This is a genomic window from Rhodococcus sp. FG69 (assembly GCF_057808915.1).
In genome coordinates, this window is sequence record NZ_JBMDIX010000017.1 from 49,502 (window position 1) to 69,347 (window position 19,846).

Sequence of the window (19,846 nt, forward strand, 5' to 3'; positions counted from 1 at the left end):
GCTTCTACGTCGGCTGACCGACCGAGGCGATCTGGAATCGCGCACCGAGCGGATCGGCCACTCCGGCAATCCGCCCGAACGGTGAGTCCTCGGGATCGTCGACGACTGTCCCGCCGAGCTCGAGAACGCTTGCCATCGCCGCATCGGTGTCATCGACACCGAAGTAGACACGCCAGTGCGACGGCGTCGATTCCGGCAGAAACGCGTGAGCGTCCATGATCCCGGCGACCATGTCCCCGCCGGCAACTGCCTGGGCATACCTGAACTCGTCCGTATCGCCGAGAACACTGTAAGTCCAGCCGAACGCCGACTCGTAGAACGGTAGAACTGCTGTGTAGTCATGGGTGAACTGCTCGTGCCAGACCGGAGTGCCGTGCTCGCCCCACAAGCCGTAGCCTCGATGCCGACCTGCCTCCCAGATGCCGGTGACGGCACCCCCGGGATCAGCGACGAGCGACATCTTTCCCTGGTCTCCGATCGTCATCGCAGGAGACAGAACCGTCCCGCCCGCCGATTCGACCTTCACGACGGTGGCGTCGACGTCCGCAGAGGCGATGTAGGTGTTCCATACGTCTGCAACGGATGTCCCGGGCATCTGACCGCCGAGACCGGCAATGCTGACACCGTCCCTGACGAACGTGGTGTAGCCGCCGTACGCGGGATCATCGCTGACGTCGGCCCGCCAACCGAACAGACTCTCGTAGAACGGGATAACGCGGCTGGGATCGGAACTCGTCAGATCGATCCAGCATGGAGTATCGACCACATAGTCCTTGGCAGGCATTGTCATCTCCTACGAGCGGTTTCGGGGACCCCTGAAAAGTACGCCACTGCTCCGACATTCACAGCAGTTCTGCAGCCGCCGCCACGGCCGACCCACAGCTGAGGCGTCGAGCATCGGTGTATGGCCACATACCAACTGCGCGACGCCGACAACGCGATCCTCGCCGAAGCAGAGTTGCCCACCGATACCAAGGCGATGGCTTGGATGGTGTCGGCGGCCACCCGGTACCGGCAAGCGCTGGGCGGGAAACGATGGGAGGGCTTCAGGCTCGTCGGTGACACGTGGATCCACCGGTTCTCAGGTGCCCGGCGACGGGCGTTGAGCTAGCGCATTCCTGCGCGGTCGGAGCGAAGAATTGGAACCGCCAGGTGGATCACCTGGCGGTTCCTTCGAGCGAGCGACGGGAGTCGAACCCGTGTAAACGGCTTTGCAGGCCGGTGCCTAGCCACTCAGCCACACCCGCAGCGGCCTTATTTACGCAGGTAGGCACGTTTTCAGAGGCTTGCGACAGGTTCGCCGACTCTGTCCGTACCTCCGGCGTACCTCCAGATTTATCGCCATGAGTCGCACTGTCGGTGCCTGGGCATATGATCTTGCACATGACTGTCGAACTCAATTCCAATGCCGAAGCGGCCGAGGATGGCCAGTCCGCGCTTTTCAGTGCAAAGAAGTGCTTCATCGCATCGCCTATTGGGGCGAACGGCAGCGCTGAGCGCAAACGAAGCGACCTCGTGAAGACTTACATCATCGACGAAGCCGTGTGCGCGCTTGGCTATGAGACCGTGAGGGCCGACGAGATAGACAAGTCTGGCGAGATAACAACTCAAATCGTCAGCGACCTCATTGAGGCCGACCTCCTTATCGCCGACCTCACGGGGCAGAACGCGAATGTTTTCTACGAGTTGGCGATACGCCACTCGTTTCGGAAGCCGTATATCCAGATCATCGAAGAGGGCGATGACCTCCCCTTCGACATACGCGCGTTCCGCACGGTATTCGTAAATCACAAGGATCTCCGTAGCGCTGCTGAAGCAAAAGAAACCTTGAAACGAATGATCAAGGAGATTGAGGCTGGCGGAGACGTACAGTCACCGGTAACGCACGCGGTCACCCGGCAGCAGCTTGAAACGTCGAAGGACCCCGGTGGCAAGGAACTTGCGCAGATCGGCGAGGTTGTGGAACGCATCGAAACGCGTATGAGGAGACTTGAGCACGGAGACTCATACCGCCGACGTGAGGCGAAGGACCGCAGAATCACAACTGAGCTAATGAACCTACTTGACGTCGTCGTGGTTAAGAGGCGCTCATTAGGCCTTGCTGAGATCGAAACACTGCAGGAGCTAAGCAAAACAACCAACGACCCAATGCTGAACGACTTTGTCAATCATCTCAGTGAGCACGTTGCCCCGTTCTAGATCGGGCCGATCAATGACAGTCGACAACGACACGGGGCCAGCAGCTTCCGATCCAGCGCATCCAAAATGTTGGTGGTGCGGCAACGACGCCGACTCACGCGAACACCGTGTGAAGGCCTCACAACTCCGCATGATGTTCGACAATGCCGACTATCTCATGCTCGACGGTGCGGGCCGACCGACCCGGCTTAACGGACCCAAAGCCAAGCCGATGCTGTTTCCGTATGTGATGTGCAAGCGTTGCAATAACACGCGCAGCCAGCCCTTCGACAAGGCGTATGACAAGTTCGTACAGAAGGTACGGGACGAGCCAGAGTACTTTCGCGGCCTGGAGCACTTAACCTGGGCAGAAGTATTTCCAGACGACCCCCATTTTGGGCCAAAAAAGCTGGCGCGGTACTACATGAAAAATATCGCGTGCCGAATCGCCGAGCTGGGCTTTGAAGTACCCGAACAAATCGTAGACTTCATGAACGGTGCACATGGCATGCCGAATGCGGTTCTATTGCTGTACAAAGACTTCTCCGCATATGACCAGTTCCAGCGGGCTGGTGTAGACGGGCACTACCCTTTCGCCAACCGGATGCACGAACCTGAATCGGCCGACGGTGGACCTTTGACGGCCTTCTGCGCGGAAGTCCAGGACGGCCCTGTCGGGGCAGCCTTCTGGTGGACTCCCAGTAAATCGTTCGGCACCAATTTCTGCTCACAGGGAGTCGTTCCACTCCGGGAACGCCATGAACTACCTCACCACGAGCTACACCAGACCGAATGGGACCGCGCCGAATTAATGAGACGTGCAATGGACGTCGCCGACGCCGAGCAGAACGAATAGGTCTAGCCCGCCCGCATCGGCACCACGTTGTCCGCGCGGGCGGTCTGGCCCATCGCCCCTAGAGCCGCCATCGCGTCGGTGTGGTCGTCCTCGAAAAGGTGCGAGTACACGCCCAACGTGACGTTTGTGTTGGCGTGTCCCATGAACTTGGAGAGCTTGAACGGGGCAATGCCCGCAGCGATGCACAAGCTGGGCGTAGGTGTGCCGCAGCGAGTGAATCCTGGATCTGGACAGCAGCTTTGCGCCGTTGAGGTTTGCCCGCAGCACCGCAGGCCGGTACACCGTGCCATAGAAGTTGCGGTGTACCAGGGGGACGGTCCAATCAAGCAACAAGCGGGCTTCGGCCTGGGCAACCGTGGCGGTTGCGGCCTGTTCGTCCGGCGACATCCTTGAGCCGTCCGCGTGGGTGGGCGCGGCCTTACCCGTCGGCTTGATGGGCCGCAGGCTGCACGTCGGGAACAACGGCGCGTCCAGTTCGTCGGCCCTTGGGTGCGCGGCCAGGTAGTCCCGCAGCACGGCGACGGTGGAGGGCGTCAGCGGTACGCGGCGACGGCTCCCCCGCGTCTTGGGTGTGTCGTAGACGATCTCCGGTTGCAGCTCCCCCGCGCGACGGCCCGGCTTCCGCTCCCCCTTCACGAGAGGCCATACCTGACGAGCACCGTGCGCCGGACGTGCACCGCGCCGGGAGCATTGAGGCGGTTCTCGGGTGGCAGCTCCAAATCCCCGATCTGCAGTCCGGCTAGCTCGGCAGCGCGTAAGCCCGTCCACGCGGCCACGTGCACAGTGACGTTGTACGGCCACGGCGTCGCGTCGGCCAATGCCGACACCTGGCCAGGCGTAAGGAACTGCGCCGGATCGACGATTCCGTCCACCGACGAAGCCGTAGACGCGACGGCCGTCCGCTCGGTGGGCAAGGTGACGTGCGCACAGGGATTGGCGCTGAGCCGCCCGTCGGCAATCGCTTGGTCCAGCACCTGCTTGAGAATGAAGTACTGATGCCGAACCGTAGAAGGTCGCTTCCCCTCGGCGGTGCGCCGAGCGATCCACTCAGCCACCAGTACTCGAGTGATCCCGAACCGCTTGACTTTGGCCATCGAAATCCTGGTGTATCGGAGTTCGGGTGGGGTGGAGGACTGGATGCTCCGGGCTTGGAGGATTTACCTCCGTCTCGCGGAGGCCGGTACCGAGGTAAGACGCCCCCTATGGCGGCCGATCCCGCCTTGGCCGAGCTCCAGAGGTTGATCGACAGCGAGGACGACTGATGGCGCGACGTAGGCCGAAGCGCGATTCGCTCGGCAGGTTCGCATCTTCAGGTGGTTCGGTCGCGGGAGCTGCGGCAGGTGCCGCCATCGGCGGGGCGTTGGGTTCCAAGGCGGCTCGACGTCGGGTCGTCCCTGGCTCGGTGAAGAGCGAGAGCTTCGTCGGCACGTCGAAGGATGGCTTTACTGGCGTGAAGCTCGGCGCGCGGTACAACGCGCCGGGCGGACGGCAGGTCGTCGTCAAAGGCATTGTGGGCGTGCGCAATCCCACGGTCAAGACCCTCACCCGCCACCAAGCCCGCACCGTCCGCCAAGGCCTCCGCGGGCAGCAAGAAGCGAAGCACGCCGAGCAAGTCGAGCAGTGCAGGAACCCGCCTGCGCCGCTGAGCACATCGGAGTTGGGCACTGGCACCAATGCGGGTGCTCACCTCGGAGGCGGCGACGTACGGGCAGGTCTAAACCACGTCCAAGCGCCGCCAACACCGGCGCTTCACAAACCCCGGAGGTCACCGGTCCTGGCCTCCGGCAGATGGACCCTCTTCACGGGGTTCTCCGCCCGCGCCCCTCGGTCCCCTTGTCCGGTACGCCGAGGGGCGTTGGTGTTTCCGCAATCGCACACCGCGAACACTTGTTCGAGTCGGGCAAACGGTACCTCCGTGGTACCTCCACTTGAAGTGAACACGACCCGTTTACGGTTCAACCACAAAGCGCTCACGGTGCGCACACGCAACCACCACGTAACTCGTCTACCAGCAGAAATGAGTGGAACCGCCAGGCTTGCCACCTGGCGGTTCCTTCGAGCGAGCGACGGGATTCGAACCCGTGTAAACGGCTTTGCAGGCCGGTGCCTAGCCACTCAGCCACACCCGCATCGAGGACAATATTGCCGCCCGCGCCGATTCCGCACCATGGTTCGAATCAGTGTGATTCTTACCCCTCGATCCAGGCGCCGGACTGTCGACTGGCCGGTCTGATTGCGAATGCGTAACTGGGGGAACACTGGCGACCATGAAGGAATACATGGCGTCACTGAGGGAGTCGTTCTGGTTCGTTCCCGCACTCCTCGGTATCGGCGCTCTCGTGCTCGCCCAGGTGCTGGTCTCGCTCGATCGCTATCTGGTCGGCACCAGCGTGGACGTAGCCGGGTCATTGCTTTACCAAGTCGGAGCGAGCGGCAGCAGGGACATCCTCGGCGCGATCGGCGGCTCGATGCTGGGCGTTGCCGCGACGTCGTTCTCGATCACCATCTCCGTGCTCGCGACCACGAGTTCGTCGTACGGTCCGCGCCTGGTCCGCAACTTCATGGCCGACCGCGGGAATCAGGTGGTGCTCGGAATCTTCGGTGCCACGTTCCTGTATTCGCTGATGGTTCTGCGGTCCATCAGATCCATCGAGACCGACGGCTCGGTCTTCGTGCCCGACATCGCTGTGAACGTCGCCGTGGGACTGGCCATCGTCGACGTGGGTGTTCTGGTCTACTTCATCCATCACATCGCACAGTCGATCCAGGTCGCCACCCTGTCGGCGCGCGTGCGAGACGAACTGTCCGCGTCGGTCGAAGCCCTCTATCCACGCGAACAACCTGCGGATGCAGCATCCTCGGACACCATCTCCAGGCCCCCGGTTCACACCACGATCCTCGCCCAGGAGTCCGGCGTCATCATCGATATCGACGAAACAGCCGTCCTCGAAGTCGGTTGCGACACCGACACGATGATCGAACTACATCGCGTTCCCGGCGATCACGTCGTGGAAGGTGAGGTACTTGCCGATATCCTGACGAATCGCCCGGCCGAACTCGAGGACGGGACCGCCGACCGGGTCCGCGACGCACACCGGATCGGCACAAGCCGCACTCCGCGCCACGACGTCGCATTCGCCGTCGAGCAGATGACCGAAATGGCCGTGCGGGCACTTTCGACCGGGGTCAACGATCCTTACACTGCACGAAACGCCATCGATGACCTGTCGGTCGGACTCGTCGCGGTAGTGCAACGCCCGAAGCCGTGCAGCGCCCGGTGCGACGGTACGGGTGCGGTTCGACTCATCCTGCGAAGGGTGTCGATGGCGTCGTTGATCGACCACGCACTCGATGCCGTGCGGATCTACGGAACGGGAAGCCCCATGGTGGTCCACGCCGGAATTCGCCTCGCCGACCGTGTCGGTCGCGCAGCAGTCTCCGCTGAGACCGTCGAAACGGTACTGACACAACTGTCCCTGTTGGACCAGGCATTGATCGTCGCCGATGCCGACGCGGCGCGTACTGCCCAGTCGCGAGAACAAATTTCGCGCACACGATCCGCAGTTGCTGGCCGAGTCCCGCTCGCGGTCCACCTTTCCTGAGACGAAACCGTGGAATGATGGTGACCATGTCTGCATCGTCGCCGCTACCGCTCGATCCCATTGCAGAGGCCCACCGCCAGTGGACCAAGCATGGGTGGGGCGACGTCGCCGACGGAATGGCCGCTGTCACTTCGCTGATGCGCGCGCAACAGATCATGCTTGCCCGGGTCGAGGAGGTTCTCAAGCCCACCGGGCTCACGTTCTCACGCTACGAGCTTCTGACGTTGCTGACCTTCACGAAGAACGGCGCCATCCCGATGGCGAAGGCGAGCGCACGTCTTCAAGTCCATCCCACCAGCGTGACCAATGCCGTCGACCGACTCGAGGCTGCAGGCTACGTCCGCCGCACTCCGCATCCGAGCGATCGTCGAACCACCCTGGTAGAGATCACCGATTCCGGCCGGGCGCTGGCGGTGGACGCCACCGAGAAGCTCAACGACCAGGTGTTCGGCAAACCGGGTCTGTCCAAAGAGCGCCTGACCTCACTCGTACGAATCCTTGCCGAACTGAGGCGTTCCGCCGGTGATTTCGAGGATGGCGGGACGACACCGACCTGGTGAGTGACGCCCCGTGAACGATCCGTGATGGAATATCACGAGAACGTGGCGGGGGCCGCGCTCAGGTTGGAGAGAACGTGTTGGTAGTGGGTGTCGGCGCAGGTGCACACGGTGCGCGCGCAATTCTGACTTACCTGGACAGTCCGCATCGCGCGCCCGTCGCGTCACGAACTGTGCGGCGACAGCGCGGTCAATCGCTCGTGTCCACCATCGCCGCCGGCGTGTCGGCGCTGCACGCCACCGCATCCAAACTGGCTCTACCCGTGGCGTACTCGGCGATTGCCTATCGAGTCAACGAAGACGCCGACGCGTTGAGCGAACGCCGCGACCCCCGACCGTCCTGGCTCGTACACGAGACCGCTGCGCAGCTTCGCTACCTTCGATTCACCGGTACAGTTCCCACCCACGGCGCGACGGTCCTGTGCGACCTCGGCAGCACGGGAATGACCGTCTCCGTACTGGACCTGGCTGCAGGAGCGACCGTCGCGTCGCGTCGGACATCGACATTCTGCGGCGACGATCTCGACCATCTCGTGCGCAGACATCTGGCCGCGAACGGTGTCCGGACAGACGTCGAGGCATCTCGCTCCATCAAAGAGCAGCTCAGCGACGGAGGCGTCGTCAATGCGCACGGATCCGACGGGACAGGGCATCATGTGTTCACCCGCAGGGACTTCGAGGAAATCATCGCGGGTCCGGTTCGGTACGCCACCATGGTTGTCGAGCAGACCATCGAACTCTCCGGCACCAAACCTGCGTCGATCGTCCTACTGGGCGGCGGCGCGAACGTGACATCGATCGGGGAGGCATTCGAACGGCGACTCGGGGTGAAGACCCACGTACCAGGACACCCGGAGTTGGTGTCCGCCAGGGGTGCAGCCCTGCTGTCGGTCGATCAACAGGGCTGACCGCCTCACCGATTGACGAACTTCGCCTGACGCTTCTCGACGAAGGCGGCCATTCCCTCTTTCTGGTCCTCGGTCGCGAACGTCGAGTGGAACAGGCGTCGCTCGAATCGAACTCCCTCGGCCAGAGAGGATTCGAAAGAACGATTCACGGCGTCCTTGGCCATCATCGCAATCGGCAACGACATCTCGGCGATGGTCGTCGCAGTCGCAATGGCGTCGTCCAGCAGGTCTGCTGCGGGGACGATTCGCGACACAAGGCCTGCGCGTTCGGCTTCCTCGACCTTCATGTTTCGGCCGGTCAGGCACATCTCCATGGCCTTCGCTTTGCCGACAGCGCGCGTGAGTCGTTGCGAGCCACCGATCCCGGGAATGACGCCGAGCTTGATCTCAGGCTGCCCGAACACGGCATTGTCGGCTGCGATCAACACATCGCACAGCATGGCCAGCTCACAGCCACCCCCGAGGGCGTACCCGGCCACGGCTGCGACGATGGGAGTCCTCGCCGCGCTGAGTCGATCCCACGCAGTGAAGAAATCGTCGAGATACACATCCATATAGGACTTCGGCTGCATCTCCTTGATGTCCGCTCCGGCGGCGAAAGCCTTCTCGGATCCGGTGATCAGAATTGCACCGATTCCCTCGTCGCGGTCGAGGTCCTCGACTACTGCGACGACCTCGTGCATCAACTCGGAGTTCAACGCATTCAGCGCTTTCGGGCGATTCAAGGTGATGATGCCGACGCGCCCACGACGTTCGAGCAGGATCGTGTTGTACTCACTCATTCGGCTGCCCCTGTCGAGCGATCGCGGATGTCGTTGATGATGCCGGAGAAGTCGACATCGGTGCCGCCGCCGGACGTCTCCTTGAATCGTGCGTAGATCTCCGCAGCCCGAAGCCCGAGTACACCTTCGACGCCGTTGTCGCGCAACGCGTTCGCTGCGAGACCGAGATCCTTGTCCATCAATGCGGCCGCGAATCCCGGCTTGTAATCGTTGTTCGCGGGAGATGTCGGAACGGGCCCCGGCACCGGGCAGTTCGTCGTGAGTGCCCAGCACTGACCCGACGCGGTCGATGCCACGTCGAACAGCGCTTGATTACTGAGCCCGAGCTTCTCGCCGAGAACGAACGCCTCGCTGATCGCGATCATGGACACGCCGAGGATCATGTTGTTGCAGATCTTGGCAGCTTGGCCGTTACCGGCCGACCCGCAGTGCACGACCTTGCGCCCCATCACATCGAGAATTGCTGCAGCAGAATCGAAGTCCTCCGCCGAGCCACCGACCATGAACGTCAGCGTTCCGGCTGCCGCTCCCCCGACTCCGCCGGACACAGGCGCGTCGAGACTGCGGTGACCGGCCTCGTTCACCAGCTTGTGGGCGGCATGGGCGTCGGCGACGTCGATGGTCGACGAGTCGACGAACAACGTCCCAGGCGAAGCTGCCGGGAGCAGATCCTTGTACAGATCGAGCACGAGACGCCCGTTCGGCAGCATCGTGACGACGATGTCGGCGTCCTTGACAGCGGCGACAGCCGACTCGACGACGGTCACGCCGTCGGACTTCGCCTGGGTCAGCGCCGCGGGAACGAGATCGAACCCCCGCACCGTGTATCCGGCTTTGACCAGATTGGCTGCCATCGGGCCGCCCATGTGCCCGAGGCCGATGAACCCAATCGTCTTCTCACTCATACGTTTGCTCCCAGTCCAAGTTCTGCGGTGCCCACTGACTCGAAGTACCGATCGACGTCGGCCGCAGTGACCTCCGCCAGCGTTGCCGGTGACCACTTCGGGTTTCTGTCCTTCTCCACGACCTGCGCGCGAATCCCTTCGACCAGGTCATGAGAGTCGAGGCTTGCGAGCGAGACGCGGTACTCCTCGTCCAGCACCTGCTCCAACGACGACGCGGCAGCGGCACGCCGAAGCGACTTCAGCGTCACCTTCAACGACACCGGCGACTTCGACTCGATGTCGCTCGCAGCCTTCTCCGCGTCTTCGATTCCACTGCCTCGTAGACCGTCGACGATTTCCTCGACCGTGTCGGCACTGTAGAACCGGTCGATCCAACTTCGCGCGGCTTCGAGCGTCGACTCCGGTGCTTCCTCGGTGAACTCGGCGACCGCGTCCGAGAGCAGGCCCGTCTCCAGTGCCTCGCAGAACTTTTCGAGATTACCCGACGGCATGTAGTGATCGGCGAAGCCGGCAGCGATAGCGTCACCCGCGTCCATCCGAGCCGTCGTCAAACCGAGGTGCGTGCCCAGTTCGCCCGGGGAACGCGACAGCAGGTACGTGCCACCGACGTCCGGGATGAAACCGATCCCGACCTCGGGCATCGCGATCTTCGAACGCTCGGTGACGATACGAGTGTTTCCATGCGCCGACAACCCGACGCCACCGCCCATGACCACGCCGTCCATGATGGCGACATACGGCTTGGAGAATCGCGCGATCGCGGCGTTGAGGATGTACTCCTCGCGCCAGAAGTCCTTCGTGCTCGAGCCACCTTCTTTGGCGTCGTGATAGATCGAGACGATATCGCCGCCCGCGCAGAGTCCGCGCTCACCGGCACCGACGAGCAGAACCAGATCGATGTCGTCGTCGACTGCCCACGCGTCGAGCTGCGGGGCGATCTGCTGAACCATCGCATGGTTGAGCGCATTGATGGCTTTCGGCCGGTTCAGCGTGATCCGACCGACACCGCCACGGACGTCGAACAAGACTTCGGGCTCTGTCATGCTGCTCCCACTATCGAGCGAGCCACCACGACTCGCATGATCTCGTTGGTTCCCTCGAGGATCTGGTGTACGCGAAGATCACGAACGATCTTCTCGACGCCGTACTCCGCAAGATACCCGTAACCACCGAGTAACTGTAATGCGTCGTTGGCAACCTGGAAACCGGTGTCGGTGGCGAATCTCTTTGCCATCGCACAGAGTTCGACCTTGTCGGGCGCGTTCTCCTGCAGGGCGTCCGCGGCCCTCCACAGCATCGTCCGCGCAGCCTCGAGTTCGGTCTTCATATCGGCCAAACGGAACTGCAAGGCCTGGGCGTCGAGCAACCGTGCGCCGAACGCCTTACGTTCCAACAGGTACGCGATCGCCTTGTCGAGTGCGGACTGTGCACCGCCGATCGAGCATGCTGCGATGTTGAGTCGTCCGCCGTTCAGGCCGTTCATCGCAATGCGGAAGCCGTCACCTTCGTTGCCGAGAAGGTTGACCGCCGGCACCCGGACGTCTTCGAAGACGACCTGCCTCGTCGGCTGGGCGTTCCACCCCATCTTCTTCTCGTTCGCACCGAACGACAGACCCGGCGAATCCTTCGGGACGATGATCGCGGAAATGCCCTTCGGCCCGGCATCCCCGGTGCGCACCATCACGACGTAGACGTCGGATGTTCCTGCTCCCGAGATGAATTGCTTGACTCCGTTGAGGATGTAGTCGTCACCGTCGCGAACAGCCTTGGTGCTCAGAGCCGCTGCGTCGGAACCCGCTCCTGGCTCGGTGAGGCAGTAGCTGCCCAACTGGTCCATCGAGCACAGGCCCGGCACCCAGGTGCGGCGCTGCTCGTCGTTTCCGTAGGTGTCGATCATCCACGTCACCATGTTGTGGATCGAGATGTACGCCGCGATGGACGGATCGCCCGTCGCAAGTTGCTCGAAGATTCGGACCGAATCCAGCCTGGTCAGGCCGGATCCGCCGACATCCTCACCGATGTAGATACCGCCCATGCCCAGTCCCGCAGCCTTGCGCAACACGTCCACCGGGAAGTGCTTGTTCTGGTCCCACTCGACGGCATTGGGGGCGAGGAACTCGTCGGCGAAATCTCGTGCCGTCTCGTTGATCGCACGCTCGTCCTCGGTCAAGGTGAACATGCGTCAGTCCATGTTTGGAATGACGAAGTGATTGGCGGTTGCCTCTTTCTTGCCCGACGGCCAGCGCTGCGTGACCGTCTTGGTCTTGGTGTAGAAGCGGACCGAATCGGGTCCGTGCTGGTTGAGATCGCCGAATCCGGAGCGCTTCCAACCGCCGAACGTGTGGTACGCGATCGGCACTGGGATGGGAACGTTGACGCCGACCATGCCGACCTGGACGCGGGAGCAGAAGTCGCGGGCGGTGTCACCGTCGCCGGTGAAGATGGAGACGCCATTGCCGTATTCGTGCTCGCTGGGGAGGCGGAGCGCATCTTCGTAGTCCTTGGCGCGGACGACGATCAGGACGGGTCCGAAGATCTCCTCCTTGTAGATGCGCATGTCCGTGGTGACCTTGTCGAACAGTGTTGCGCCGGCGAAGAATCCGTTCTCGTGGCCTTCGAGTCGGAAGTCGCGGCCGTCGACGACGAGTTCGGCGCCCTCGTCGATACCGATCTGTGTGTAGTCGTTGACGCGCTTGAGTGCGTCGCTTCCGACGAGCGGGCCGAAGTCGGCGTTCTCGTCGTCGGAGCGGCCGATCTTCAGCGTCGCGACACGTTCCTTCAGCTTGGCGACGAGAGCATCCGCGGTCTCTTCACCCACCGGCACGGCCACGGAAATGGCCATGCAGCGCTCACCGGCCGAGCCGTACGCCGCACCGAGGAGGGCGTCGGCGACCTGGTCGAGATCAGCGTCTGGCATGACGAGTGCGTGGTTCTTGGCGCCACCGAAGCACTGCGCGCGCTTGCCGTTCTTTGCGGCCTCTTCATAGATGTACTGCGCGATCGGGGTCGACCCGACGAAGCCGATGGCCTTGACGCGATCGTCGTTCAGCAACACGTCGACAGCATTCTTGCCACCGTTGACGACGTTGAAGACGCCGGGCGGAAGGCCTGCTTCGAGGAAGAGTTCGGCCAGCTTGAGCGGCACGGACGGGTCACGCTCGGACGGCTTCAGGATGAATGCGTTGCCGCAGGCGATCGCCGGGCCGGCCTTCCACAGCGGAATCATGGCCGGGAAGTTGAACGGGGTGATGCCGGCAACCACACCGAGCGGCTGACGCATGGAGTAGACGTCGATACCGCCGCCTGCACCCTCGGTGTATTCACCCTTGAGCAAATGCGGGATACCGACTGCGAACTCGACGACCTCGAGGCCGCGCTGAATGTCGCCCTTGGCGTCGGCGATGGTCTTGCCGTGCTCGCTGGAGAGCAGTCGGGCCATCTCGTCCATGTCGCGATTGATCAGCTGCAGGAACTTCATCAACACGCGTGCTCGGCGCTGCGGGTTCCAGCTCGCCCACTCGACCTGCGCCTGCGCGGCGTCGGCGATAGCGGCTTCGACCTCGGCATCGCTGGCCAGTGGCACCAGCGCCTGAACCTCACCGGTGTTGGGGTCGAAGACGTCGCCGAAGTTGCCCGACTCTCCTGCTACGTGCTTGCCGCCGATGAAGTGAGTGAGTTCGCGAGCCATGAAATCCGTCCTAACACATACGAGGAGGTGAAGTGTGCCCATCCTATAGTCGGACTTCCATGTATGTCTACCCAGTGGCACGAATGAGCGCACCCAGCTGCACTTAACCGCGTCACTGGCGGCGGAGCCGCCTCACATGCGTTCGTAGAACAACCTCAAGTCGGCTACAGCCCGGCTGACCTCGGCCTCATCGGACCCATCGGCCCGAAACACCCTGCGCAGAATCAGCGGATCCAAGTCGTCCAGGACCGCACTGAAGCTCACCTTCGGCAACGCTGGGAACGACGCCTTGTCCGAGAACCAGTCGCTCGGATCCATCTCGACATCGTCGTCGCCGACCCCTTCGATCAGCTGATCGAGGTCGACCCCGCGGAGCGTCAGGATCGTTGCTGCGGAGGCGTCGATATGTTCGGCAGCGATGTACATCAGCGCTGCCGCGTGCTTGCACGGCCACCCGTCGTCCGGGCAGCTGCAATCGAAATCGAGCTGACCTTTGTCGTGCGGCAGCAGCACCGACGCCAGCGCCTGCGGAATGGCGTTGGACGCGAGTTCGGCCAGCATGCCCGGATTCGACCTCACCCGCTCGACGAGCGCAGCGATCTGCCCGTCGGTCAGTGGGTCGACCATGACCGAGGCCGAGAACGGCTCGAGCTGGCTGCCCTGGACTTCACCGTAGATCTGTCCACGTTCGACCCCGAGATTGAGCACCTGCCCCTGACGCGCATAGGTTCGGCCCCGAGCGATCCGTCCCGGATCCGCCAGATCCTCCATCGCCGTCACGAAGTGCCTGCCCCACCAGGTTTGACCGAAGGCGCCGCGCTTGTTCTGCGACTCGATGCCGCCCTTTGCTTTTCGACGCTTGCCGTACTGGCTGAAGTCGGCCATCACTCGCCCACCGCGTCCTCGCTGAGCCGGAACAATTCCCGGAGCTCTGCGGTACCCATCTCCGTGACCCAGTTCTCGCCGGTGCCGACAGCGAGGTCGGCGAGGTCCTTCTTCGATTCGAGCATCGAATCGATCCTCTCCTCGACGGTTCCGACGCACAAGAGTTTGCGGACCTCGACGTTCTTGCGTTGCCCGATACGGAAGGCCCGGTCGGTCGCCTGATTCTCCACCGCCGGATTCCACCATCGATCGAGGTGCACAACGTGATTCGCCGCAGTCAAGTTCAGCCCGGTGCCGCCCGCCTTGAGCGAGAGCATCATGATGGGCGGTCCGCCCTCGCTCTGGAACGACTCCACCATCGCATCGCGCTTGGCCTTGGTCACCCCACCGTGCAGGAACGGAACCTCGGTGCCGAACCTCTCGGCGAAGTACGGTGCGACGATCTCGCCGAACTCCCGAAACTGCGTGAACAGCAACGCTTTTTCGTTGTCTCCCAGGATGGCGTCGAGCATGTCCTCGACCAGCCCGATCTTGCCGGATCGGTGCTGGCCACGCTTGAGGACGGGCGAACCGTCGGACAGGAAGTGAGCGGGGTGATTGCACACCTGCTTGAGACGGGTCAGCGCGGACAGCACCGCCCCCTTACGCTTCATCCCCTTCGCGTCGGCGATCTGCGCCATCATCTCGTCGACGACCGCCTTGTACAGACCGGCTTGCTCGGCAGTCAGGTTGGAGCGCACGGTCATCTCGTTCTTGTCCGGCAGATCCGAGATGACCGTCGGATCGGTCTTGACCCGGCGCAGGATGAACGGCGAGGTGATCGCCCGCAATCGGGTCACCGCGCCCTCGTCCTTCTCGCGTTCGATCGGCACCGAAAACCTCTTGCGGAAATCGGACGGTCTGCCGAGCATCCCGGGGTTCGCGAAGTCGAGAATGGACCGCAACTCGTCGAGTCGATTCTCGACGGGCGTTCCGGTCAGCGCGAGCTTGTGCTCCGCCGGAATCGCCAGAGCCGCCTTCGCCTGCACGGTGCCCGAATTCTTGATGTGCTGAGCCTCGTCGAGGACGACGCGTCGCCACGTCTGCTCGGACAGCTGCGCCCGGTCCTTGGCCATGAGTGCATACGTCGTCACGATGAGGTCGTGCTCGGCGATCGCCTTGTCGAGCTCCTCGCCCTCGAGCCGCGCGGGACCGTGATGGACCATGACGCGCAAGCCGGGGGTGAACTTCTCCGCTTCGCGCTTCCAGTTGCCGACAACCGACATCGGCGCAACCAGCAGCGTCGGCGTCGTACTGCGCTCGTGTGCAAGAAGAGTGAGGACCTGCAGAGTCTTGCCGAGTCCCATGTCGTCGGCGAGAACCGCGCCGAGACCGAGCCGACTCATGAACGCCAGCCAGTCCAGACCTCGCTGCTGGTACGGCCGCAGCGTCGCGTTCACTCCCGCAGGCATCGGGATGGGTTCGGGACTCGCGCCGGGTTCGAGCAGCGTCGCCGCCCAACCTGTAGCGCGAATATCCTCGACCGGCGCCGGCGGCGGGTCCGCCAGAGTCATCTCTCGCATCAACTTGCTCAGCGGGGTGCCGTCGCCGTGATGCTGCGCGACGTACTTCGCTGCTCGGGCCAGTTGCCCGCCGTCGGCCAACACCCACTGTCCGCGCAGCCGCACCAGGTCACCCTTGGAGACGGCAAGGCGGTTCATCTCGGCCTCGGAAAGCACCATGTCGCCGAGCTGAAGCTGCCAGTCGTAGGACACCAGTTCGTCCATACCCACCGCGCGATCGGCTGCGGCTTTGGTGACCGCGGGCGATTCGACGCGCAAGCGCATCGACGGATCCAACCTGGTCCACGCTCTCGGCAACAGCACCGTCGTTCCGGTGGCCTGCAGCGCGGTTGCGCCGTGCTCGACGAGGTCGATGACCACCGACGTGGGTAGCAGAAGATCGAGTGTGCCCTCTTCGGAAGGCAGATCACGCAGCCGCGGATATGCGGCGACCGCCTCTCCGAGTTTCCGCACCGCAGTCGAGAGCAGCGTGGCATCGACCTTGCGACTCATCGGAACCGGGACCGGGGCCTCGCCGTCCGCACGAAGACACACCTGCAGCGTCCAGAACGCCTCGTCCTCACTGTCGTCGCCCTCGCTGTCGCCCTCGCTGTCGTCGTCAGGTTCGAGCAACCGCAGCACCAACGACGGTTCGTCGACGGTGAGACTGCCGCGCCACTTGTCCAGCAACGCCGAGATCTGCTGAGTTCCATCGGAGTACGGGTCGTCGCGAACGAGAGCCGAGAGCAACGGGTGCTCCGAATCCGGTCGTCCCAGAATCGATCTCACGATCGGATCGGTGAGTTCGCGGATGATGTCGTCGAGGATCTTCTTGGGCCGCTCCTGGGCTCGCTGCACCGGGGGCATCGCAACGGCGAGCTCACTGAGCCACGCGCGCTGCCGTTCACCGCCGACAAGTCGCCACCGCGGCCACCACTGACCATCCATCAATTCCAACGCCGGCACGACCCGGCCGGCGCGCACCCACCGTTCGATTCCGCGTGCCACATGTGCCAGATATCTCAGGTCTCCGGAGATCAGCGCATGCGATTCCGGCGTCCGGAGCAACAAGTCGACTGCGTCCACAGGTGCCAGCGCGATGGCGGGGACCTGTGCGAGTTGCGGCTCCCCGCCGTCGACGGGCGGGAACGCCACTCGCACGCGATGTCGAAACGTCCTGCTCAGGGCATGCGCGTGAGCGGCAGGCAAGTCCGGTTCGCTGCCAGTGGTGATCTCGTCGTCCCACAGCATCAACCCGGCACCGGGAGACCAGAGACCGTGCAGCATCCACCCATCCAATCAGGACCCACACTTCTCGGGTGGGCGTGGTGCAACAGTTGCGCTCGCTGCGCGCGGGATCCCGCGTGAAAACCGCGCAAGTGTGGCTCCACGCCCGTTTATCGGTGAACGTTTGGCACAGTGGACGGATGATCGCCTACGGATTCAGCGAATACGGTGGCCCGGAGACGGAGTACTTCCTCGACATGCCCATCGCCGATCCAGGACAGGGACAACTGCTGGTTGCGGTGCACGCGGCCGGGGTGAACCCGGCCGACTGGAAGGTACGCGCGGGCAACCGCAAGGACACCGTGCAGACGGTTCTGCCCGCAGTTCTCGGACGCGAAGTGTCGGGGACCATCGTGCAGGTGGGTACGCACGTCGACGGCTTCTCGGTGGGCGACCACGTATTCGGCGCGACTGCCGCCGGGCACGGGGCGTACGCGCAATACACAGTGCTCAACGCCTCGGCAACTGCGCACAAGCCCGCGAACGTCACGTTCGCGGCGGCGGCGACACTGCCGGTAGCAGCAGGTACCGCCTACGACGCCCTGGAACAACTCGCGCTGCGCAAGGAAGACACCCTCTTGGTCCTCGGGGCAGGTGGCGGTGTCGGCTCGGCGGCGCTTCAGTTGGCGCGCGCCGACGGCATCGACACCATCGGAGTAGCCAGTGCAGGCAAACGTGAGTGGGTGACGAGCCTGGGTGCAGAATTCGTGGAGTCCGGCGACGAATACGCCGAGCGAATCACGACCGGACCGGACGGTGTACTCGACCTCGTCGGAGGTGCGGCCCTGCGCGCCGTCGCTCCGGCGATGCGAGCAGGAACACGGATCATCAGCGTCGCCGATCCGGTGCTTGCTGCATCGCTCGGCGGATCGGGTGTGGTGCGCAACCGATCGTCCGACGCGTTCACGCGCTTGGCCGAACTGGTGGCCAGCGGTGTCCTCGATCCGCACATCGGCCACACGTTTCCACTGGAGCGAGCCGGCGACGCACTCGCTCTCGTCGAGACTGGACACGTACAGGGCAAGGTCGTCATCGAGGTCGGCTGATCGTGTCGGTGCAATACGGCACACTCGGTACACAAATACCGGTGACAACGATTGGGCGTGTGTGAAAAAGCTGCGGATAGCGCTGTTGATGGCGATTGCCGCCATGGTGATGGCAGCGTTCGGCTCGTGCAACATCGGCGGCCTCCCTGGCTTCTCACCACCCCCGCCCGCACCGGGGAGTCCCACGCGCATCCAGATCGAGGAGCTGCTCGCCCGGGTTCAGATCGTCGCAGCCAGAGGGGATGCAGTCGGCTACGAGCGCGGCTGCAAGAGCGGCGAGGGCTGCGTCTTCGGCCCCGCCTGGACCGACGACTACGACGGACCAGGCGGCCACGACGGGTGCGGCACCCGCGACAATGTCCTGGCCAGGAGCATGACAAACGTGGTCTTCCGCGATGGCACCCACAACTGCGTGGTTCTCGAAGGCACGCTGGCCGATCCCTACTCCGGCGCGCAGCTCGGCTTCACCAAGGCCGATGCCGGAGAGATTCAGATCGACCACGTCTACCCGCTGTCCGCGGCGTGGGACATGGGCGCCAACAGCTGGCCCCCGGACAAGCGGGTGCGGTTCGCCAACGACATCGACTTCAATCTGTTGGCGGTCAACGGCACCGACAACCAGTCGAAGAGCGACAGCACACCGTCGCAGTGGTTGCCCCCGAACGGCGCATACCACTGCTTCTACGCCGGAAAATACTTGTCGGTCGCAGCGCAGTACGAGCTTCCGATCACGCAGGACGACCATCGCGCTCTCGCATCGATCGCGCACGCCTGCTGAGCGTAATGTGCAGACAATGTCGCGCAGCTTCCTGAACCGTGAAACTCAGCTCTGCATGTCGCTCTCCGGGCGGCCGAGCAACATCGGAACCCGCTTCCACAACTATTTGTACGACGAACTCGACATCGACTTCGTCTACAAGGCGTTCACGACGACCGATCTGCCCGCTGCCATCGCAGGCGTACGTGCCCTCGGCATCAGAGGGTGCGCGGTGTCGATGCCGTTCAAGGAAGATGTCATCGCCGCGGTGGACGTGATGCACGATTCGGCCAGCGCGATCGAATCGGTCAACACCATCGTCAACGAGAACGGCATCCTGCATGCCTACAACACCGACTATCAGGCGGTCGCGGATCTACTGCAGTCCTCCGGATTTTCGCCCGACTGGTCCGTCGCAGTCACCGGAAGCGGCGGAATGGCGAAGGCTGTCGTTGCGGCACTGAGAGATTCGGGCTTCACGCGCGGAACCGTCGTCGCGCGCAATCCGCAGACAGGTCCCGCGCTCGCGAGGGCATACGGGTACGAGCACTCGACCGAGGCGGTAGCGGCCGACCTTCTGGTCAACGTCACCCCGGTGGGCATGGCAGGTGGCCCGGACGCCGATCTCTCGCCGTTCACCGACGCCCAGATCGAATCGGCACATGCGGTGTTCGACGTCGTGGCCATGCCGTCGGAGACACCATTGATCGTACGAGCCCGTGCCGCAGGAAAACCCGTCGTGACAGGTGCCGAGGTCATCGCTCTGCAGGCCGCCGAGCAATTCGTTCTCTACACGGGAGTGCGTCCGACCGATGAGCAGATCCGACGTGCGTCGGAGTTCTCGCGACGCTGAG

The 19,846-nt window shown here is 63.3% G+C and carries 19 protein-coding genes and 2 tRNA genes; 9 read left to right on the plus strand and 12 right to left on the minus strand.

Annotation, left to right across the window (positions count from 1 at the left end; all coding sequences use genetic code 11):
* Nucleotides 1-4: 4 nt before the first annotated feature.
* On the minus strand, nucleotides 5-784 hold the full coding sequence (locus ACODSO_RS14945) for a VOC family protein (protein ID WP_489037528.1): 780 nt from the start codon (nucleotides 782-784) through the stop codon (nucleotides 5-7).
* A gap of 120 nt (nucleotides 785-904) precedes the next feature.
* Here ACODSO_RS14945 and ACODSO_RS14950 point away from each other — a divergent pair, with 120 nt between their 5' ends.
* Complete coding sequence (locus ACODSO_RS14950) at nucleotides 905-1,111, plus strand: hypothetical protein (protein ID WP_489037529.1); 207 nt, start codon at nucleotides 905-907, stop codon at nucleotides 1,109-1,111.
* A 65-nt stretch (nucleotides 1,112-1,176) separates the two neighbouring features.
* On the opposite strand, the gene ACODSO_RS14955 is transcribed toward ACODSO_RS14950, so the two are convergent.
* Nucleotides 1,177-1,247, minus strand: a tRNA-Cys gene (locus ACODSO_RS14955).
* Nucleotides 1,248-1,383: 136 nt separating this feature from the next.
* On the opposite strand from ACODSO_RS14955, the gene ACODSO_RS14960 reads away from it, so the two are divergent.
* Nucleotides 1,384-2,199: a hypothetical protein gene (locus ACODSO_RS14960; RefSeq protein ID WP_489037530.1), complete on the plus strand. Its 816-nt coding sequence runs from the start codon at nucleotides 1,384-1,386 to the stop codon at nucleotides 2,197-2,199.
* A 130-nt stretch (nucleotides 2,200-2,329) separates the two neighbouring features.
* Nucleotides 2,330-3,034 carry a hypothetical protein gene (locus tag ACODSO_RS14965; protein ID WP_489037531.1) on the plus strand — a complete coding sequence of 235 codons (705 nt, stop codon included), beginning with the start codon at nucleotides 2,330-2,332 and terminating at the stop codon, nucleotides 3,032-3,034.
* 2 nt (nucleotides 3,035-3,036) lie between these two features.
* On the opposite strand, the gene ACODSO_RS14970 is transcribed toward ACODSO_RS14965, so the two are convergent.
* From ACODSO_RS14970 to ACODSO_RS14980, 3 genes are all read right to left on the minus strand, one after another.
* Entirely contained in the window at nucleotides 3,037-3,222 is a 186-nt protein-coding gene (locus ACODSO_RS14970) for a hypothetical protein (RefSeq protein WP_489037532.1), read from the minus strand.
* Nucleotides 3,223-3,666: 444 nt separating this feature from the next.
* Nucleotides 3,667-4,128, minus strand: a complete 462-nt coding sequence (locus ACODSO_RS14975) for a hypothetical protein (protein ID WP_489037533.1) — start codon at nucleotides 4,126-4,128, stop codon at nucleotides 3,667-3,669.
* A gap of 964 nt (nucleotides 4,129-5,092) precedes the next feature.
* Nucleotides 5,093-5,163: transfer RNA gene (locus ACODSO_RS14980), tRNA-Cys, on the minus strand.
* Between the two features lie 138 nt (nucleotides 5,164-5,301).
* Between ACODSO_RS14980 and ACODSO_RS14985 the strand changes: the two genes are divergently transcribed.
* The 3 genes from ACODSO_RS14985 (at nucleotide 5,302) to ACODSO_RS14995 (ending at nucleotide 8,101) form a co-directional block, all read left to right on the plus strand.
* Complete coding sequence (locus ACODSO_RS14985; protein ID WP_489037534.1) at nucleotides 5,302-6,636, plus strand: DUF2254 domain-containing protein; 1,335 nt, start codon at nucleotides 5,302-5,304, stop codon at nucleotides 6,634-6,636.
* Nucleotides 6,637-6,662: 26 nt separating this feature from the next.
* A complete protein-coding gene (locus tag ACODSO_RS14990) occupies nucleotides 6,663-7,196 on the plus strand; it encodes a MarR family winged helix-turn-helix transcriptional regulator (protein ID WP_489037535.1) in 534 nt (177 codons plus the stop codon).
* A 74-nt stretch (nucleotides 7,197-7,270) separates the two neighbouring features.
* The gene (locus ACODSO_RS14995) at nucleotides 7,271-8,101 is read left to right on the plus strand and encodes an Hsp70 family protein (protein WP_489037536.1); all 831 of its coding nucleotides are present in this window, start codon (nucleotides 7,271-7,273) and stop codon (nucleotides 8,099-8,101) included.
* Nucleotides 8,102-8,106: 5 nt separating this feature from the next.
* Here ACODSO_RS14995 and ACODSO_RS15000 read toward each other — a convergent pair whose 3' ends face one another.
* The 7 genes from ACODSO_RS15000 to ACODSO_RS15030 all read right to left on the minus strand — a co-directional run bounded on the left by ACODSO_RS15000 (nucleotide 8,107) and on the right by ACODSO_RS15030 (nucleotide 17,189).
* Nucleotides 8,107-8,883 carry an enoyl-CoA hydratase gene (locus tag ACODSO_RS15000; RefSeq protein WP_489037537.1) on the minus strand — a complete coding sequence of 259 codons (777 nt, stop codon included), beginning with the start codon at nucleotides 8,881-8,883 and terminating at the stop codon, nucleotides 8,107-8,109.
* Nucleotides 8,880-9,788, minus strand: a complete 909-nt coding sequence (mmsB, locus tag ACODSO_RS15005; RefSeq protein WP_489037538.1) for a 3-hydroxyisobutyrate dehydrogenase — start codon at nucleotides 9,786-9,788, stop codon at nucleotides 8,880-8,882. The genes ACODSO_RS15000 and mmsB overlap by 4 nt, the downstream gene beginning before the upstream one ends.
* On the minus strand, nucleotides 9,785-10,831 hold the full coding sequence (locus tag ACODSO_RS15010) for an enoyl-CoA hydratase/isomerase family protein (RefSeq protein WP_489037539.1): 1,047 nt from the start codon (nucleotides 10,829-10,831) through the stop codon (nucleotides 9,785-9,787). Before ACODSO_RS15010 ends, mmsB begins: the two co-directional genes overlap by 4 nt.
* Entirely contained in the window at nucleotides 10,828-11,967 is a 1,140-nt protein-coding gene (locus ACODSO_RS15015; RefSeq protein ID WP_489037540.1) for an isobutyryl-CoA dehydrogenase, read from the minus strand. Before ACODSO_RS15015 ends, ACODSO_RS15010 begins: the two co-directional genes overlap by 4 nt.
* 3 nt (nucleotides 11,968-11,970) lie before the next feature.
* Nucleotides 11,971-13,476 (minus strand): CoA-acylating methylmalonate-semialdehyde dehydrogenase, encoded by a 1,506-nt coding sequence (locus ACODSO_RS15020; RefSeq protein ID WP_489037541.1) that lies wholly within the window; start codon nucleotides 13,474-13,476, stop codon nucleotides 11,971-11,973.
* 132 nt (nucleotides 13,477-13,608) lie between these two features.
* On the minus strand, nucleotides 13,609-14,361 hold the full coding sequence (locus ACODSO_RS15025; RefSeq protein ID WP_489037542.1) for an SWIM zinc finger family protein: 753 nt from the start codon (nucleotides 14,359-14,361) through the stop codon (nucleotides 13,609-13,611).
* The gene (locus tag ACODSO_RS15030) at nucleotides 14,361-17,189 is read right to left on the minus strand and encodes a DEAD/DEAH box helicase (protein ID WP_489037543.1); all 2,829 of its coding nucleotides are present in this window, start codon (nucleotides 17,187-17,189) and stop codon (nucleotides 14,361-14,363) included. Before ACODSO_RS15030 ends, ACODSO_RS15025 begins: the two co-directional genes overlap by 1 nt.
* A gap of 140 nt (nucleotides 17,190-17,329) precedes the next feature.
* Between ACODSO_RS15030 and ACODSO_RS15035 the strand changes: the two genes are divergently transcribed.
* From ACODSO_RS15035 to ACODSO_RS15045, 3 genes are all read left to right on the plus strand, one after another.
* Entirely contained in the window at nucleotides 17,330-18,235 is a 906-nt protein-coding gene (locus ACODSO_RS15035) for an NADP-dependent oxidoreductase (RefSeq protein WP_489037544.1), read from the plus strand.
* Between the two features lie 109 nt (nucleotides 18,236-18,344).
* Nucleotides 18,345-19,013, plus strand: coding sequence for an HNH endonuclease family protein (locus ACODSO_RS15040; RefSeq protein WP_489037596.1), 669 nt, complete (start codon nucleotides 18,345-18,347; stop codon nucleotides 19,011-19,013).
* A gap of 16 nt (nucleotides 19,014-19,029) precedes the next feature.
* On the plus strand, nucleotides 19,030-19,845 hold the full coding sequence (locus ACODSO_RS15045) for a shikimate 5-dehydrogenase (RefSeq protein ID WP_489037545.1): 816 nt from the start codon (nucleotides 19,030-19,032) through the stop codon (nucleotides 19,843-19,845).
* Nucleotide 19,846: the final 1 nt, after the last annotated feature.